This window comes from Solitalea canadensis DSM 3403 (genome assembly GCF_000242635.2).
Classification (GTDB): Bacteria; Bacteroidota; Bacteroidia; order Sphingobacteriales; family Sphingobacteriaceae; genus Solitalea; species Solitalea canadensis.
The window spans coordinates 1,383,097-1,400,408 of sequence record NC_017770.1; the positions used below are offsets into that span (position 1 = coordinate 1,383,097).

A 17,312-nucleotide genomic window follows, 5' to 3' on the forward strand; every position below is an offset into this window, starting at 1 on the left:
CAGAATGTTTGTTTTTGTTGGTAGTTCTTAGATGAGATGCTTGTACCTAAGACCAAAAACTACTAACTGAATAAGTCCTAATACAATAAATACCCAACCGATTGCTTTATTAATATTTCCGTTCACCAACTTATTGATTCGCTCTTTTTTCCAGTGGGCCACACCGGCGAACAGCATTAATAATCCTAGTGCTCCGGCAGCTGCACCAAATACAAACAATGATTTTTCCATCTTATTATCCAGGGAAAAAACATGAATACTTGTATTATAGATTAAAACAGTACTCCAGAACGGTAATAGTAAAGGATTAACAATTGAAAGCATAAAACCTTTCATAAAGTCGCCAAATAAAGTACTTGGATACTCTTGTGGTTCTGTGTTTTCAGGTTCTTTATATTTAATGATTTTGAAAATACCCAACCCTAATAGGAGAGGAACCATAAAAAAGCCTGCATAGGTAAAGAATGAACTTTTAGCATCGATCAGACTTGTTCCGGCAACAGCAATTAAAGCGTATAGAATTTCAGGTAAGCAACCACCTATTGAAACCCAAAACGCTGCTTTGAAGTTTTTATTGACAGATGTTTGTATTACCGTAAGATTTACCGGCCCTAACTGTAAAGAGCCGATAAAACTTGCGACAAATGCAATTGCAAAAATATATAGTTGCTCCATTGATGATTAAAAATTATCTGCAAGAGCAATATTAGCAGTAGAAAAAATTATTCATTTACGGTAATACGTTTAATATCAGCACCAAGGGCTTGTAATCGTACATCGATATCTTGGTAACCACGATCAATTTGCTCGATGTTGAATATGGTGCTTTTGCCTTCGGCTGATAAAGCTGCAATAAGCAATGAAACTCCGGCACGAATATCAGGTGAGGTCATTGAAATACCACGCAACTGATTGCGGCGACCTAAACCTATAACATTTGCTCTGTGCGGATCACAAAGTATGATCTGAGCTCCCATGTCAATCAGTTTATCTACGAAGAATAAACGGCTTTCGAACATTTTCTGGTGGATCAGCACGCTTCCTTTTGCCTGAGTAGCAACTACCAATACAATACTTAATAAGTCGGGAGTGAAGCCTGGCCAAGGAGCATCAGCTATTGTTAAAATAGAACCGTCGATAAATGTTTCAATTTCGTATACCTCTTGCGAAGGAATAAAAATATCGTCACCTCTGCGTTCTAATTTGATACCTAAACGTTTGAATACCTCCGGAATAACACCTAACTCCTCGTAGGCTACATTTTTGATGGTAATTTCAGACTTTGTCATGGCGGCTAAACCGATAAAACTACCAATTTCAATCATATCAGGCAGCATGCGGTGTTCGGTTCCTCCTAATTTTTCAACTCCTTCAATGGTTAATAAATTAGAACCAATACCTGAAATTTTTGCACCCATTCTGTTCAACATTTTACAAAGTTGTTGCAAATAGGGCTCACATGCGGCATTATAGATGGTTGTTGTTCCTTTTGCTAAAACTGCAGCCATAACTACGTTTGCAGTTCCGGTTACAGAAGCTTCATCTAACAACATATAGGTTCCTTTAAGATCACTTGCGTCAACACTGAAGAAATGATCAACCGGATTATAATTAAATTTTGCTCCCAGTTTTTCAAAACCAAGGAAGTGAGTATCTAAACGACGGCGTCCGATTTTGTCGCCACCTGGCTTAGGGATATAAGCTTTTCCAAAACGAGCCAATAATGGTCCTACGATCATTACTGAACCGCGTAAAGCACCACCTTTTTTCTTAAACTTGTCAGAGTTTAGGTATTCAAGATCGATGTTTTTAGCCTCAAAAGTATAAGTGTCTTTTGAAATACGTTCAACATTAACGCCTAAATCTTTTAATAAATCGATCAGTTTATTTACATCCACAATGTCAGGGATGTTAGAAATTGTGATCTTTTCTTCAGTTAAAAGAACGGCTGAAATGATTTGCAACGCTTCGTTCTTAGCGCCTTGCGGCGTAATTTCTCCTTTAAGTTTTTTTCCTCCAATTATTTCAAAAGCACTCATCTGTGTTGTATCTCAGGATTATTTAAGTATCGATTATGTTGTGCGAAAAAGTAGTTTTAGTTAGCGTTGTGGGGGACGTTTGTTGTACTGTTGTCTGCTATGTCCACGGTCGTTTCTGTCGCCACCTCTATCATTTCTGTCACCACCACGGTCATTTCTATCACCACCTCTACTATATCCACCAGAAGAAGATGAGCGTTTATAGTCTTTATAGTCGCTACGATGATCTTTTGACATTTTTTCACGAGCCTCGCGTGTATCGCGGTTACTGGTTTGACGAGCAATTGCACGGAAGTCCATTTTGCTTAATGCAACTGCAGCTTCCTGAACATCTAACTCGTTTTTAGATAGCTCCGTCAGGTCAGTGATGATAGTCTCGTCACTTACTGTGTCTTTATTCCATCCGATATACGACATTTTCATAAAGCTTGCCAATGAATTAACAAACTGGCTTTTGCGTTCTGAATCAGGCAAGACACGAGCCTTATCAATCATATACTCAAGCGTTTTGCCGTAATGTTTGTATTTTATATGGTTAGAAGGATATTTTAACGGGTGTGGTTTTGCATAAATAGATTCTTTTGATGGCACCGGAAATGGTGACTCTACATCTAATGCAAAATCAGAGATAATGAACAAGTGATCCCATAATTTATGTTTAAAATCAGTGACATCACGTAAATGTGGGTTTAATTGCCCCATTAACTCAATCACCGCTTGCGCATATTTATTACGTTCTTCTTTGTCTTCCAAAGTTAAAACGTAGTTGATCATGTTCTGAACGTTACGTCCATACTCGGCCATTAACAAGCGCGGACGTGTTGTGTTATAATCGAATGGCTTTTGGTTGTCTTTTGACATGTAGTGGTGTGTTTACGTTCAAGCCTTTTTACAGGGCAATTCTTTTTTAAGATACAATCCTTAGTTTGGCAAATTTAAGTAAAAGCTGCTTTTGTCCAAGCTCCTTAAAGAATATAGTTGCTTTAATATCTGGTTTTTTACCTTCTAAGTTAATTACTTTACCGAAACCAAATCTTTCGTGCTCTACTTCCATGCCAACTTGCAAATCTGAAGTATCGCTAGGGGCAAATCCTTCCGTCGGAATGTGGGCCTTTGCCAACAATTGAGTCGTTTTCACTTTAGCAGTGATCTTTGGTTTTGAAGCAAATTCAGTAAAACCTTTTCGCTCATCTCCGAAATCAACCGATAAACTCGACTCTTTTTGTTGTTTCGCCGGGTTAAAGTCGAGATCAAGGAATTTTGGATCTATTTCATCCAAAAATCTGCTTGGCTCCGAATTGTTTAAGGTACCAAATTTAAACCTACTTGTTGCATAAGTAAGGGTAAGTTTTTTTTCAGCACGCGTAGTGGCCACATAAAACAAGCGACGTTCTTCTTCAAGATCTTGTCGTGAGTTTAAGGACATTTGAGAAGGGAAGAGGTTTTCTTCCAAACCAACTATATAAACATGTGGAAACTCCAATCCTTTTGAGGAGTGAATGGTCATTAAAGAAACTGTGTTTTTTTCTTCCTCTTCAGACTTTTCATCACCGGTTAACAAAGCTACATCCATCAAAAACTGGCTGATACTTCTGTCCTCAATGTCTTCACGCTCACTAAACTCCTTTATACCATTCAATAATTCCTGGATGTTTTCATACCTGCTTAACCCTTCAATCGACTTATCTGCATGTAAATCACGCAAAATTCCCGATTGTTTAGCAATATGTTCGGCAACATCATAAGCAGTATTGTTTTTTGCTAATGCCTGGAAACTGCGGATCATAGTGGCAAAGTTCATGATGTTTTCAACACCTCGGCCACTAACGTATAAATGGATATTGGACACAATTTCCCATAATGGCAGATTCTTTTCATCGGCCAAAACAATAATTTTATCCAAGCTGGTTTTACCAATTCCTCTAACTGGATAATTTATAACTCGTTTTAATGCTTCTTCATCATTCGGGTTAACAGTCAAACGGAAATAGGCGATCAGATCTTTGATCTCTTTCCGTTGATAGAAAGACATGCCACCATAAATTTTATAAGGAACATTTAACTTACGTAATGCTTCCTCCAATGAACGGGACTGAGCATTGGTACGGTATAAGATCGCAAAGCCGTGATAATCCAGGTTTTTAATCGTGCGTTCCTGCAATATGGATTCCGCCACGATTTTTCCTTCCTCATTATCACTAAATGCACGTATCACTTTAATTTTTTCACCAGTTTCATTCTCAGAGAATACATTTTTCTCTAACTGGTTGGTGTTATTTTTAATGATACTATTAGCAATATTTACGATGTTCTGTGTAGAACGATAATTCTGTTCTAATTTGAACACATTCAACTCAGGATAGTCTTTTTCAAAGTTCAGAATGTTTTCAATATTGGCCCCGCGAAATGCATAAATACTTTGAGCATCATCACCCACCACACAAATATTTCGGTTAACCGCAGCAAGTTTTTTAACAATGATGTACTGAGAAAAGTTGGTATCTTGATACTCATCCACCATAATATATTTGAACTTATGCTGGTATTTATTTAACACATCAGGATATTGTTTCAGGAGAATATTGGTTTTAAAAAGCAAGTCGTCAAAATCCATAGCACCTGCTTTGTAACAACGTTGTGCATAAATTTCGTACAACTCACCCATTTTACCTCTGCCCGAAGAGAAGTCGTCAGCCTGAATAGTTTCATTTTTCTTGTACTCGGCAACCGAAATCAGGTTATTCTTTGCAGATGAAATGCGATTAAGTACAAAATTTACATTATATAATTTATCATCGAGTTGCTGCTCCTTAATAATCGCTCGCAACAAACTTTTACTATCGTCTGTGTCGTAAATGGTGAAATTACTTGGATAACCCAGTTTATCCGCTTCTACACGTAAAATTCTAGCAAATATAGAGTGGAAAGTACCCATCCATATATTTCTGGCGTCGGGACCCACAATAGCTGAAATACGTTCGCGCATTTCTCTTGCGGCCTTATTAGTAAATGTAAGGGCTAAAATATTAAACGGATCTACACCTTTATTTATCAGATGCGCTATCCTATAAGTAATCACTCGAGTTTTACCCGAACCCGCACCGGCAATAATCATTAATGGTCCTTCAGTACATTCAACAGCACTACGTTGGGTAGGGTTTAATTTATCTAAGTAACTCAATGTATAGTAAGTTATTAAGTATGGTAATTATCCTGAAAAAGCTAGACAATTCTAATCTTTGTCGTAACCAGAATTGCTGATAACAACTTTTGAATAAAGCTACAAAGTTCAGGATTTTTAGCCTGCTAAGTTAAGGATTTTTTTATTTTCAGCGTTAAGCAACACCTGCAAACTTCTTTAAAAGAGACTTCTCCTAACTAATTTTCTGTGTATAGTTATGGCTTTGCAGTTTAAACTAATTATTGGGTTCTAGCCTCTGCTTCTTCTTTTAATCCGTAATCTACGGTAATCCAAATGACAACCCGACGGTTTTTGGCTTTTCCTTCCTCATTATTATTAGAGGCAACAGGTTGTGTGTCTCCAACACCGTATGCATTCATACGTTTTTCTTCAATTCCGTTAAGACTTAAAAAATGCTTTACCTCTTCAGCCCGTTTATAAGATAATGAAAGATTATAATCATCATTACCGGTATCATCGGTATGGCCTTGAATAATATTATAGGTCTTTGAATATTTTTTCAGGATGATCACCAATTTTTTAACTGATGATTCGGCTTGAGGCTTGAGAGTATATTGGTTGTGATCAAAAAAGATCTCGTTGGTAAATGTAACCTTAATAGAATCGCCAACACGTTCCACTTTACTATCCTTTACTGCACGCTGAATTTCAAAAGCCTCTTTATCCATGTATTTTTTAATATACGTATCAGGCGTTGTTTTATGATTTTTGGTAGAATTACATGAATTAAGAAGAAATACGACAGTAAAAAGAGTAAGTAAGAAAAAAATGCTTTTGGGCTTCTTCAGAAGACTTATCATAAAGTGTTAATATTCAAGGCTGCAAACAAACCTACGTCATTTGTATCAAAAAACAACATTTTTGGTAAAAATGTTGTTATGTGAATATAATATTCTTAATAGTTAATATTTATGACTATAAATATCTATTATTAGGGTTTGGTCACAAAACCTTACATTTATTCCAAAAACAAATAACTTTGAACTTCAACGAAAAAAATACTTAACATTCATTCCATATTTATATATTTCTTTATTCCTTTGCCACAAATTCTAATTTCATGGAAACCATCAAGAACTATATTGAAGCTAACAAACAGCGTTTCTTAGACGAATTGTTTGATATTCTACGCTTCCCTTCAGTAAGTGCTGATCCTCAATATAAAGAATCAGTATTAAAAACTGCAGATTATATTAAAGCTCGTTTAATTGATGCAGGTGCAGACAAAGTTGAAGTTTGCCCTACAGCAGGTTATCCGATTGTTTATGGTGAGAAAATTATCGACCCGTCATTGCCAACAGTGGTGGTGTATGGTCATTATGATGTTCAGCCGGCAGATCCGCTTGAATTATGGCATACTCCTCCATTCGAGCCTACTGTAAAAATTACTGAAGAACATCCTGAAGGCGCTATTTATGCACGCGGTGCATGTGACGATAAAGGTCAGATGTACATGCATGTAAAGGCATTTGAGTTGATGATGAAAACCAACACCTTGCCTTGTAACGTTAAATTCATGATCGAGGGAGAGGAAGAAGTTGGTTCATCAAATCTTGCAACGTTTGTTAAAGCAAACAAAGAGCGTTTAAAAGGTGATGTGGTATTAATTTCTGATACTTCGATGATCGCTAATGATGTACCGTCAATTGAATGCGGTTTACGTGGTTTAGCTTATATGGAAGTTGAAGTTGTTGGTCCGAACCGCGACTTACACTCTGGTGTTTACGGTGGAGCTGTGGCTAATCCGGCAACTATTTTAGCTAAAATGATCGCTTCATTGCATGATGAAAATAATCATATTACCATTCCGGGTTTTTACGATAAAGTGATTGAGCTTTCGGATGCTGAACGTGCAGAAATGGCGAAACAACCTTTCAGTGAAGAAGCTTATAAAAAAGACCTGAACATTGATGAGGTTTGGGGTGAAAAAGGTTATACTTCGATTGAAAGAACTTCAATACGTCCTACATTAGAAGTAAACGGGATTTGGAGTGGTTACATTGGTGAAGGTGCTAAGACGGTATTGCCTTCAAAAGCAAACGCCAAAATCTCAATGCGCTTAGTTCCGGGACAAAATTCAGATGAGATTTCAGATTTGTTCAAAGCTCACTTTGAGAAAATCGCTCCTAAATATGTTAAAGTAAAAGTTTCGGCTCATCACGGTGGTGAACCAGTAGTAACTCCTACTGATTCTGTTCCATTTAAAGCTGCAAGCAAAGCAATGGAAGAAAGTTTTGGTAAAAAACCAATCCCTACACGTGGTGGCGGAAGTATTCCTATAGTTGCTTTATTTGAAAAAGAATTAGGCTTAAAATCAGTATTGATGGGCTTTGGCTTGGATTCAGATGCATTGCACTCTCCTAACGAGAAATACGGTTTATTTAACTATTATAAAGGAATTGAAACTATTCCATTGTTCTTTAAACACTATGCTGAAATGACCAAATAATAACTTGTAAATAGTAATTTAAAACAAAAGGCAGCTACTTGGCTGCCTTTTGTTTTAAATATGTTACTGCGTTTTAATGGTAAGCTTAAAGTAAATTGTTTGTTTTGTAATACTTTATAGTTCATTTTACACGAGGTTAAGAATTTATTTATCTGCAACAATGTGAGTATTGCATTATTCAGTTGGTAGTTAACCCATCAATAGTGCAAATCCCGCCTTGTACAGTTCGGGAATGCGGATTTAAATTCTGGCACTAACTGCGGGAGAACTGTACGCAGTGGCGGCGTTTTTTGCTTACTTTTTTTCGCTGCAGAAAAAAAGTAAGTCTCGCGGAAAGCGACTAAAGAAAATAAAGCACTGTCTAACGTTAAAATTTTACATTTTGTAAGGGATTTATAAAGAATTATTATTCGCCCTGGAATTAGTTTGCTGACCGTATGGATTTAATTTCTTTAGTTAAGGCAGGAGAGCTTTCTGCTTTTAAAAAAGTGTATGCGAAATTTCATGAGAAGCTTTATTTCTTTGTTTTAAAGCAAACCAACTCCGCTTATTTAGCCGAAGAAGTAGTTCAGTTGACATTCATTAAATTATGGGAAAGGCGAGAGCAACTTTCTGATGATTACCTGCTTTCAGTTCAAGTGTTCAGGATTGCACGAACGGTAATGATTGATGAACTGAGAAAGCAAACAACCATCCGTAAAGGAATGGAAAACATCCTGGCCGAACAAAAAGAAGAACCTGTAACTCCTTTAGCAGAATCAATTACTTATAAAGAGGCCCTTGCTTCTATAGATAAGGCAATTGAATATTTGCCTCCAAAAAGAAGAGAAATTTTTAAGCTAAGCCGCTACGAAGGATATAGCCATAAAAAGATTGCTGAACTTCTTTCTATTTCTCCGAAAACTGTTGAAAATCAGATCTCTCAGGCTCTTAAGCAGCTTCGTGAGAATATTTCAGACCCTCTTGCAATTGTACTGTTGATATTTATTTGTTAAGAAGATCATTAATTGCAAAAGTTGCTTACAAAACATTTTCATAGTTAGGAATTTGCATTTTGTAATGAACTTGGCAACATTCCAAATTCTTTCTTAAATGCAAATGAGAAATGGGAAAGGTTTTCAAAACCTAAGTTTAAATAAATATCGGAAACACAATGCTTCATCCTTTGGTAAAGTATTTTCATTTTTTTTCTGCTTTGCAGCCATATTCCCGGCTAAAATCGCATAAGATGTTATCGTCAAAATGTATGGACAACGATTTCATTTCTCCACATTTGATTGTCCCACAATTTTTTCAAAGTCAAAGTGTTTAAGCGTCTCAATGTTGGTTGTGAAAGCAGATAGGGTAAATTGTAGACTCATTTTACAAAATTGGAGTGTACCTCCGTATTCTTTCACCATTACGGCTACTAATTCATTCTCTCGTTTTTTTACGGCTTCGTATAGCTTTTCAAGATAAACAATGCGTTCTTCTTTGGTTGTTTTTGAAAATGTTTTGAAAGTCTCTTTAGCAGCTGCTATTGCAGTTTTTGTATCTGCTTCATCGCCTAATGTAACCTCGCCAATCTTTTTATTTGTGGAAGGATTAATAAGATCGAATATTTCTGTTCCATGCGACGAGACGAATTCGCCATTGATGTAAATTTGATTTATGGGTATTATTTTTATTGAATTTTGATACTACAAAGTTCTGATGAAATTCGAAGCTCAGGTTTACTTATGACTCAAATTTGGTTTGTTGTATGGCTCTTTTTGAAAGGATATAATCTTTTTTGAAAAAAAATTAGTGGTCGGATAGGGGATGCTTCATTTTAATACGTATTAGAGGTATGAAGATCAGTAAAGCCTTAGTAGGTCGATATCTTAAAGGTGAATGTTCTGTTGAAGAAGCTCAGCAGCTGAGTGATTATTTTAATGATAATCCTGAGAAGCTAGAACACTTTTTGTCCGAAAAAGAATGGGAAGCATTTGTTTCTGATGAAAAGATCACTCCTGAGCTATCATCTGGAATCTGGAACTCAATTCTGCAAAAAATCGAGATTCCTGTTAAGCGATCGTACACACTTAGATATGTTGGTGCTGTTGCCGCGTCAATTGTATTGCTGCTTGCAATTAGCTGGCTGTTTATGACAAGCAGAAATGATGTTCAGCCTAAAATGACTAATGTTAGCAAAGTTCCAAAAACTGAACTTTTGGATGATACCATTCGATATGCCAATACTTCAACCCAAACAAAGGTTGTCAATTTGCCTGATGGTTCAATTGTTTCATTATCTCCTGACAGTAAGCTGTCCTATCATGAAGCATCAGTTTACAGGAATGTAAACCTGACTGGAGAGGCCACATTTAATGTTGCAAAAGATAAGTCCAGACCATTTACTGTTTTTGCCGGAAAGCTGGCAACTACAGCACTGGGAACCGTTTTTAAAGTAACAGCTTACAGTTTGTCTGTAAATACCAAGGTACGGCTGATCGAAGGAAAAGTAGTGGTAAAACCAGATGAAGCATTGAGAAAGAAAGGAGTAAAGGATGTTTATTTAGAGCCTGGTAATGAATTATTGCTGGATAATGAAAAGCAGATTGCCCAGGTTTATGATTATAGTAAAACCATCAATAAAAATAAAGTTATCCAAGTTCGGGCAGGTGAAACAGTGATTGAACAGAATAGCATTGTGTTTTACAACCAGCCGCTCCTTACTGTATTTAAAGTCCTGGAAGATAAGTATGAGATAAAAATTAGCTGTAATGTTAAAAAGGTGGCAAGGAACACGTTTACAGGAAGATTTGAAACGGATAAAGAGTCATTGGACGATTTCCTGAATACGATAGCCACACTTAATAATTTAAAAGTGACCCATTCTGAAAATGAATTCTTAATAACTCAATAGCAAAGCATCCTATTGTAAGTTAACTGCTGTAAAAACAGCAGGTTGGAGATGTATTGCCTCAAAAAACCAGTATTATGATTATAAAAAACTACTTAAACAATCTTAAGACAAGCATGCTGCTGTCATTTTTGATGATAAGTATGCTTGTGCAATCAGCAACAGCACAAACAACGCCAAGCGTTAAGGGTGTGGTTAAAGACGATTTGGGCGTGCTCGCTGGCGTGTCAGTAATTGCCGAAAACAAGTCAGCCAACTTTAAACAAGTTTCGGTGGCGAATGAAAACGGGGTATTCACGTTCGCAAAACTCCCTGCAGGAGAAGGTTACTCATTCACATTTTCCTTTGTAGGTTATGAAACACAAACACTTTCTGGGTATACCATAAAAGATGGCAGTACAGTTTCTCTCGCTGTAACGATGAAAGAATCTGTAACGTCATTAAACCAGGTGGTTGTAATTGGTTATGGAACACAGAAAAAAGAGAAAACCGTAACTGCAATTTCTTCAGTAGGTCAGGATTTTATTAATAAACAACAAGTTCCGCGTATTGAACAGGCTTTGCAGGGAAGTACTCCCGGAGTAATGGTATTAGGTGCAACCGGACAACCAGGTGAAAAGCCGATGATCCGTATTCGCGGTACAGGAACCAATCAAAACCCTGATCCATTATATGTAGTAGACGGGTTTCCGGTGGAAAGTATTGAGTACCTGAACCCTGGCGATATTGATCGTATCGACATTTTGAAAGATGCTGCTTCATCAGCCATTTATGGTTCAAGAGGTGCGAATGGTGTTGTATTAGTAACTACTAAAACCGGTAAAAAAGGCGAGACATCCATTACATATGATGGTTATTATGGTATTCAGAATAACTGGCGATCGGTTCCGGTGTTAAACGCTACACAGTATGCAGAAATGATGAACGAAGGTGCATTAAATGCAAAACAACCAATTAAGTATGCAGATCCTTCAGCATTTGGAAATGGTACTAACTGGCAAGATGCTGTGTTCAATAAAAACGCACCAGTTACCAATCATCAGCTTTCTGTAACGGGTGGAACTGATAAGGCAAATTACATTACATCGTTTTCTTATTTCTCGCAACAAGGCATTGTTGGAGGTGATAAATCAAAGTTTGATCGTTACACACTTCGATTCAATGGTGATCAGAAAGTGAAAGATTTCCTGAAAATAGGAGCTAATATCAACTATACTTTTTCGGAGAATAAAGGTATCAGCAGTAATGCTGCTTACGGAGGTGTTTTAAATAATGCAATTAACCTTGATCCAATTACGCCTGTATATGAAACAGATCCGGTGAAACTTGCCGGATATCCGGCTGCTGCTGTGGTTGGAAAAAACGGAATTTATGGTATATCTAATATCCTGTTGGATGGTCCTACCAATCCGCTTGCAGGTATTGAAATTGCCAATGCGTACAATAAAACTGATAAATTATTGAGTAATGCATATGCAGAGCTGAATATCTGGAAAGGTTTGAAATTCAAATCTTCATTTGGTATAGATTTAAGCAATTATTCGAACAAAAATTATAGTCCAGTTTATTTCATGAATAGTGCTTCGAAAAGAGATATCTCATCAGTAGCACAATCCTATTACAGAAATTATACCTGGCAGATCGAAAACGTGTTGTCGTACAGCGAAACATTTGGTAAACATACTTTTGGTGCGGTATTGGGCCAGTCGGCATTAAAGCAAACTGTTGAAAACATGGGTGGCTCAAGGTTAAACCTGTTAACCAATGATCCGGACATGTCATACATTGATTTAGCTGCTGATATAAACTCGGCTAAAGTAAATGGCGGAGCTTATAATCGTGCGCTTGCATCATATTTTGGTAGAATTAACTACGATTATGATGGCAAGTACTTGTTGTCTGGATCGATCAGACGTGATGGTTCATCACGTTTCGGACGTAATAATCCATATGCAACATTCCCTTCAGTATCAGGAGGCTGGGTAATATCAAGAGAAAGTTTCTTTAATGTAAAGGCTATCAATTCATTAAAGCTTCGTGCTTCATGGGGACAAAACGGTAATGAAAATATTGGTACTAACGTATATCCTTGGGCTGCCGGAGTGCAATTTGGCAATGGTTACACCTTTGTAAATTCTAGCGGTGCTGAATATTACTATAATGGTGCTGCCTTAGGTCCGATTCCAAATCCGGATTTGAGATGGGAAACATCTGAGCAAACAGATATCGGAATGGATATCGAATTCCTGAATGGTAAATTCTCATTCTCGGCGGATTACTATGTTAAGAACACTAAAGACTTATTATTCAATCCTTCAATTCCTGCAATTGTCGGATTCACTGCTCCTTACGTAAACGGAGGTTCTGTAAGCAACAAGGGTGTTGAACTAGGTTTAGGTTACCGTTCATCCATTACATCCGACTGGAAAATTAGTGCTAACCTGAACGTATCGTATAACAAAAACGAGGTTACCGCCATTAACACCGCATCACAATCGGTTGCCGGAAGTGGATTTATCGGTGTAGGTTCAGTAAACCGTATGGAAGTAGGAATGCCAATTGGTTATTTCTGGGGTTTCAAAACCGTTGGATTATTTCAAAATCAGGCAGAGGTTGATGCTTATGTAAATGCTGACGGTAAAAAGTTACTTCCTAATGCAGTTCCGGGCGATATCAGATTCCTTGATTTAAATGGTGATGGAGCAATCAATGATAAGGATAAAACGATGATCGGTAATCCGAATCCTGATTTTACTACAGGTTTAAATATTACTACCAACTACAAACAATTTGATCTGAGTGTATTCGTGATCGGTATGTTTGGTCAAGACCTGATCAATGGCATCTATCGCTATGATATCAGAGAGGCGAACATGCCTTCAAGTTACCTCGACAGATGGACTGGTGAAGGTTCTACTGCCAAATATCCTCGTTTTACATTCGATGATAAAAACGGAAACCGTAACCGCATGTCGGATATCTATGTGGAGAAAGGTGATTTCATACGCTTTAAAAACGTTCAGTTGGGTTATACATTACCAAATCGCCTTGCTAACAAAGCTAAATTCAGTAATGTGAGAGTTTACTTGGCTGCCGACAACTTATTTACCATTACTAACTACAGTGGTTTTGATCCCGAAATCGGTGCAACCAATCCATTAAGTATTGGGATTGACCAAGGGGTATATCCACAAGCCCGTACATTCAGATTAGGCATCAGTGCTAAGTTGTAATCGAGTATTTAACTAAATAGTACAGAGGTAGTTGTTGTAATTAAATTGAATTAAAGATGAAAAAAATAAGATCAGTTCGATATTTCATATTAACACTTTCAATAGTGATGTTGGCCGGTTGCCAGAAATCGTTCCTGGAACTGGATCCGCCTTCGCAAATAGTGGAAAGTAATTTCTATCGTAATGAAAATGAAGCTACACAAGCTTTAGCAGGAGTTTATCATGTTTTGCAATGGGGACAATGGTTAGGGTTTCACCCAAGCCATGCCTGGAGCGAAGCTGCTTCTGATGATGCATATTCAGGTGGTGGTAGCCAGAGTGACGGGGTTGGTATAAAAGCCTTAGATCAGCTAAGAACAGTAACATTAGGTGAGCAAACTTACCGTGGTTTATGGATGATTTACTATAACGGTATTGCCAGAGCTAACGTGTTCTTGTCTAAAATTGAAAAAGTTTCAGCTTCTGAAGCTTTTAAAAAACAAGCAATTGCTGAAGCAAAATTCCTTAGAGCATATTTCTATTTTGAATTGGCAAGATGGTATGAAAATGTACCATTGGTAACCGTTCCATTATCAGATCCATCTCAATACAATCAACCTCAGGCTACTCCTGAAGCTGTTTTTAATCAGATAGCGAAAGACCTTGAAGAAGCAATTTCGGGTTTGCCAAGACAATCATTAAAACAAACTGGTGCACGTGCTACTCAATGGGCAGCAAAGGCATTAATGGCAAGAGTATACTTATTCTATAATGGTGTTTATAATAAAGACATGAATGCCGGAGCTGTTGTGGTGAATAAAGAGCTTGTAAGAACCTACCTTGAAGATGTTATTACTGCAGGTGGTTTTGTGCTTACACCAAATTTCGCCGACATCTTCAGGAAAAGTAATGAATTAGGTTTGGAATCAGTTTGGGAAATATCGTTCAGTGATACTAATCCGGCATCAGGTGTAGATAATCAGCGTGCAGGACAAGGTAACTTTAGTGTTCACATGTTTGCTCCACGTGGTATTACCGATCCTACTTATACAGCAGGATGGAGTTATAGTCCGATTACTGAATCCTTATATGCGGAGTTTGAAGTAGATGATCCTCGTCGTGATGAGACCGTTTTATACGGCTCTCAGTTCTCAAAAATCACCAAAAGCTGGCAGTATACAGGGTATTTTAATAAAAAGTACAGTACCCATTCAGAGTATAAAGCAACAACCGGAATTTCTGATGCAAACTGGGGGAACAACTATAGAGCAATCCGTTATTCGGATGTATTGTTAATGGCTGCTGAATTATGGCTTAATACCGATCAGGGCAAAGCAAATCAGTATTTAAAAATGGTTCGTGATCGTGTTAAACTACCGGAAACACCCGCAACAGTTGAAACCATTCGCCATGAACGCAGAGTAGAGTTAGCCGGTGAAGGCATCAGATACTGGGACTTATTAAGATACGGTCTACCTTATGCAAAACAAAAGATCGATGAATCAAGCTTAAGAGGAGCTCAGTATGACGGAGATCAAAGTCGATTTAATATGAATTGGGATGTTAGTAAACGCGGTCGTTTGCCAATCCCTCAGGTTGAAATTGATATATCTAAAGGTGTGTTAAAACAAAATGAGGGATATTAATCAACAATTAAATTAAGTCTGATAAGGTCATTTTGAGTACGCCTCAAAATGACCTTATTTATTTATTAGAATTATATTTATCCGAATATGAAATATTTATTTCTGTTATTTACAATCTCTGTATTATCATTTGAGTGCATGGCACAAAAGAATGAATGGAATAACAACCAGGTTATTGCTCACAGAGGCGCATGGAAAAAGAATAATTTACCTGAAAACTCGGTAGCCGCTTTAAAGGAGGCGATCAGGCTTAAATGTTTCGGTGCTGAGTTTGATGTACACATGACAGCTGATGAGGTTTTGGTGGTTAATCATGATCCCGATTATTTAGGTATCAGGATAGAAACGTCCACCTATAAACAACTTAAGTCGAAAAAGCTGCCTAACGGAGAGCAGATCCCGACAGTAGAGAAATTCCTCAAAGAGGGAATGAAGCAACACGGAACTAAACTCATTCTTGAAATTAAGCCTTCTGTAATTAGTCAGGAGAGGACCTTAGCCCTTACAACCAAGGTTGTCGAAATGGTCAAAAAGTTAAAAGCCCAGGAATGGGTAGAGTACATCAGCTTTAATTATGATGCATTAAAGCAAGTGCTTGCCTTACAACCTGATGCGAAAGTCTATTATTTAAATGGAGAGGCATCTCCTGAAAAGCTAAAGCAGGATGGTTTTGCCGGAGCTGATTATCATTTCTCTGTTTTTCAAAAAAATGACTGGTTGAAAAATCTTAACGAGTTAGGTTTAGTGATCAATGCGTGGACGGTTAACAAGGCGGAAGACATGCAATGGCTTTTGGCTCATAAGGCTGATTTTATAACAACCAATGAGCCTGAATTGCTTTTTGAGGTAATCAAAAATACTCCTACTGCAAATGGCTGGGTGTTAAAATGGGCTGATGAGTTTAATCAAAACGGCTTGCCTGATGAAACTAAATGGACTTATGATATTGGAGGTGATGGCTGGGGTAACAATGAGCTTCAATATTATACATCAGCCGATACCAATAATACCGTTGTTAAAAATGGTAGGTTAACTATTATCGCCCAAAATGAAACCAAAGAAAATTCTCAATATACATCAGCTCGCTTATTAACTAAGAATAAATTCGATTTTAAGTACAGTAGGGTTGAGGCTCGTATTAAACTACCAAAAGGAAAAGGGCTGTGGCCTGCATTTTGGATGCTTCCTACTGATTGGAAGTACGGAGGATGGCCCAAAAGCGGAGAGATTGACATTATGGAGCATGTGGGGTATGAGCCTGACAGTGTTTATGGCAGTATTCATACCGAAAGGTTTAATCATATCAAAAATACACAGGTTACAAAAGGTGTCAGTATAGCTAATCCTTATAGCGATTTTCATGTGTATGCTGTTGAGTGGACGGCTAACGCTATTGATTTTATTATTGATGGTAGTAAGTATTTAAGCTTCTCAAACAGTAAAACCTCAAGTGATGAATGGCCTTTTGATCAGAATTTTCATGTGATTCTTAATACTGCAGTTGGTGGAAACTGGGGTGGCAAATATGGTGTAGACCCGGATGTTTTTCCGGCTGCAATGGAGGTTGATTATGTGAGGGTTTACACAAAAGAATAATAAAACCACTTGTAGAACAAAATAAAAAGCAAGCCTCTAAAATCGGATTAAACTGATTAAGAGGCATTTTTAATTGTAATGAATTAGCAAAACATCACAAATTTTATTTCTGTACTTAAATTATTGAAACCATAGTTCAGGATATAAAGTATAAATTAATAATCAACGTTATTCGACCAAACCAAAACCTGACGTTGGTTCTTACATGTTAATACGAGTTTATGAACCTTTTATCCAAAGGATAGGAAGCCGTGTGCGTATTTTTTGGACAGTAACCATAACCC

Annotated in this window: 13 protein-coding genes; 6 read left to right on the forward strand and 7 right to left on the reverse strand. The window is 37.3% G+C overall.

What is annotated here, in order from left to right; translation table 11 throughout:
- Positions 1–27: 27 nt before the first annotated feature.
- The 5 genes from SOLCA_RS05660 to SOLCA_RS05680 all read right to left on the reverse strand — a co-directional run bounded on the left by SOLCA_RS05660 (position 28) and on the right by SOLCA_RS05680 (position 6,041).
- Complete coding sequence (locus SOLCA_RS05660; RefSeq protein WP_014679491.1) at positions 28–675, reverse strand: LysE family translocator; 648 nt, start codon at positions 673–675, stop codon at positions 28–30.
- A gap of 47 nt (positions 676–722) precedes the next feature.
- Positions 723–2,039 (reverse strand): UDP-N-acetylglucosamine 1-carboxyvinyltransferase, encoded by a 1,317-nt coding sequence (murA, locus tag SOLCA_RS05665; RefSeq protein WP_014679492.1) that lies wholly within the window; start codon positions 2,037–2,039, stop codon positions 723–725.
- A gap of 60 nt (positions 2,040–2,099) precedes the next feature.
- On the reverse strand, positions 2,100–2,900 hold the full coding sequence (locus SOLCA_RS05670) for a DUF4290 domain-containing protein (protein WP_014679493.1): 801 nt from the start codon (positions 2,898–2,900) through the stop codon (positions 2,100–2,102).
- 46 nt (positions 2,901–2,946) lie between these two features.
- Positions 2,947–5,220 carry an ATP-dependent helicase gene (locus tag SOLCA_RS05675; RefSeq protein WP_014679494.1) on the reverse strand — a complete coding sequence of 758 codons (2,274 nt, stop codon included), beginning with the start codon at positions 5,218–5,220 and terminating at the stop codon, positions 2,947–2,949.
- A gap of 239 nt (positions 5,221–5,459) precedes the next feature.
- The gene (locus SOLCA_RS05680; RefSeq protein WP_014679495.1) at positions 5,460–6,041 is read right to left on the reverse strand and encodes an OmpA family protein; all 582 of its coding nucleotides are present in this window, start codon (positions 6,039–6,041) and stop codon (positions 5,460–5,462) included.
- A gap of 260 nt (positions 6,042–6,301) precedes the next feature.
- Between SOLCA_RS05680 and SOLCA_RS05685 the strand changes: the two genes are divergently transcribed.
- Both SOLCA_RS05685 and SOLCA_RS05690 read left to right on the forward strand, forming a co-directional pair.
- Positions 6,302–7,690, forward strand: coding sequence for a dipeptidase (locus SOLCA_RS05685; RefSeq protein ID WP_014679496.1), 1,389 nt, complete (start codon positions 6,302–6,304; stop codon positions 7,688–7,690).
- 437 nt (positions 7,691–8,127) lie between these two features.
- Complete coding sequence (locus tag SOLCA_RS05690) at positions 8,128–8,685, forward strand: RNA polymerase sigma factor (protein WP_014679498.1); 558 nt, start codon at positions 8,128–8,130, stop codon at positions 8,683–8,685.
- Positions 8,686–8,729: 44 nt separating this feature from the next.
- Here the strand turns inward: SOLCA_RS05690 and SOLCA_RS22725 are convergent, their stop codons facing one another.
- Together SOLCA_RS22725 and SOLCA_RS22730 are read right to left on the reverse strand one after the other, a co-directional pair.
- Positions 8,730–8,873: a helix-turn-helix domain-containing protein gene (locus SOLCA_RS22725; RefSeq protein WP_081479976.1), complete on the reverse strand. Its 144-nt coding sequence runs from the start codon at positions 8,871–8,873 to the stop codon at positions 8,730–8,732.
- Positions 8,874–8,949: 76 nt separating this feature from the next.
- Complete coding sequence (locus SOLCA_RS22730) at positions 8,950–9,357, reverse strand: aldehyde dehydrogenase family protein (RefSeq protein ID WP_217166240.1); 408 nt, start codon at positions 9,355–9,357, stop codon at positions 8,950–8,952.
- 161 nt (positions 9,358–9,518) lie between these two features.
- Between SOLCA_RS22730 and SOLCA_RS05700 the strand changes: the two genes are divergently transcribed.
- From SOLCA_RS05700 to SOLCA_RS05715, 4 genes are all read left to right on the forward strand, one after another.
- Complete coding sequence (locus SOLCA_RS05700) at positions 9,519–10,577, forward strand: FecR family protein (protein WP_014679499.1); 1,059 nt, start codon at positions 9,519–9,521, stop codon at positions 10,575–10,577.
- Between the two features lie 74 nt (positions 10,578–10,651).
- Complete coding sequence (locus tag SOLCA_RS05705) at positions 10,652–13,807, forward strand: SusC/RagA family TonB-linked outer membrane protein (protein ID WP_042479388.1); 3,156 nt, start codon at positions 10,652–10,654, stop codon at positions 13,805–13,807.
- A gap of 56 nt (positions 13,808–13,863) precedes the next feature.
- On the forward strand, positions 13,864–15,432 hold the full coding sequence (locus SOLCA_RS05710; protein ID WP_014679501.1) for a RagB/SusD family nutrient uptake outer membrane protein: 1,569 nt from the start codon (positions 13,864–13,866) through the stop codon (positions 15,430–15,432).
- A gap of 87 nt (positions 15,433–15,519) precedes the next feature.
- Complete coding sequence (locus tag SOLCA_RS05715) at positions 15,520–17,028, forward strand: family 16 glycosylhydrolase (RefSeq protein WP_014679502.1); 1,509 nt, start codon at positions 15,520–15,522, stop codon at positions 17,026–17,028.
- The last annotated feature ends 284 nt before the right edge of the window (positions 17,029–17,312 follow it).

Excerpts from the sequence above, each read along its gene's own strand:
- SOLCA_RS05685 (WP_014679496.1), top strand. The coding sequence starts at position 6,302 with ATGGAAACCATCAAGAACTATATTGAAGCTAACAAACAGCGTTTCTTA.
- SOLCA_RS05680 (WP_014679495.1), bottom strand. The coding sequence starts at position 6,041 with ATGATAAGTCTTCTGAAGAAGCCCAAAAGCATTTTTTTCTTACTTACT.
- SOLCA_RS05660 (WP_014679491.1), bottom strand. The coding sequence starts at position 675 with ATGGAGCAACTATATATTTTTGCAATTGCATTTGTCGCAAGTTTTATC.
- SOLCA_RS05690 (WP_014679498.1), top strand. The coding sequence starts at position 8,128 with ATGGATTTAATTTCTTTAGTTAAGGCAGGAGAGCTTTCTGCTTTTAAA.
- murA (WP_014679492.1), bottom strand. The coding sequence starts at position 2,039 with ATGAGTGCTTTTGAAATAATTGGAGGAAAAAAACTTAAAGGAGAAATT.
- SOLCA_RS05700 (WP_014679499.1), top strand. The coding sequence starts at position 9,519 with ATGAAGATCAGTAAAGCCTTAGTAGGTCGATATCTTAAAGGTGAATGT.
- SOLCA_RS05670 (WP_014679493.1), bottom strand. The coding sequence starts at position 2,900 with ATGTCAAAAGACAACCAAAAGCCATTCGATTATAACACAACACGTCCG.
- SOLCA_RS05710 (WP_014679501.1), top strand. The coding sequence starts at position 13,864 with ATGAAAAAAATAAGATCAGTTCGATATTTCATATTAACACTTTCAATA.
- SOLCA_RS05715 (WP_014679502.1), top strand. The coding sequence starts at position 15,520 with ATGAAATATTTATTTCTGTTATTTACAATCTCTGTATTATCATTTGAG.
- SOLCA_RS05705 (WP_042479388.1), top strand. The coding sequence starts at position 10,652 with ATGATTATAAAAAACTACTTAAACAATCTTAAGACAAGCATGCTGCTG.
- SOLCA_RS22725 (WP_081479976.1), bottom strand. The coding sequence starts at position 8,873 with ATGAAAATACTTTACCAAAGGATGAAGCATTGTGTTTCCGATATTTAT.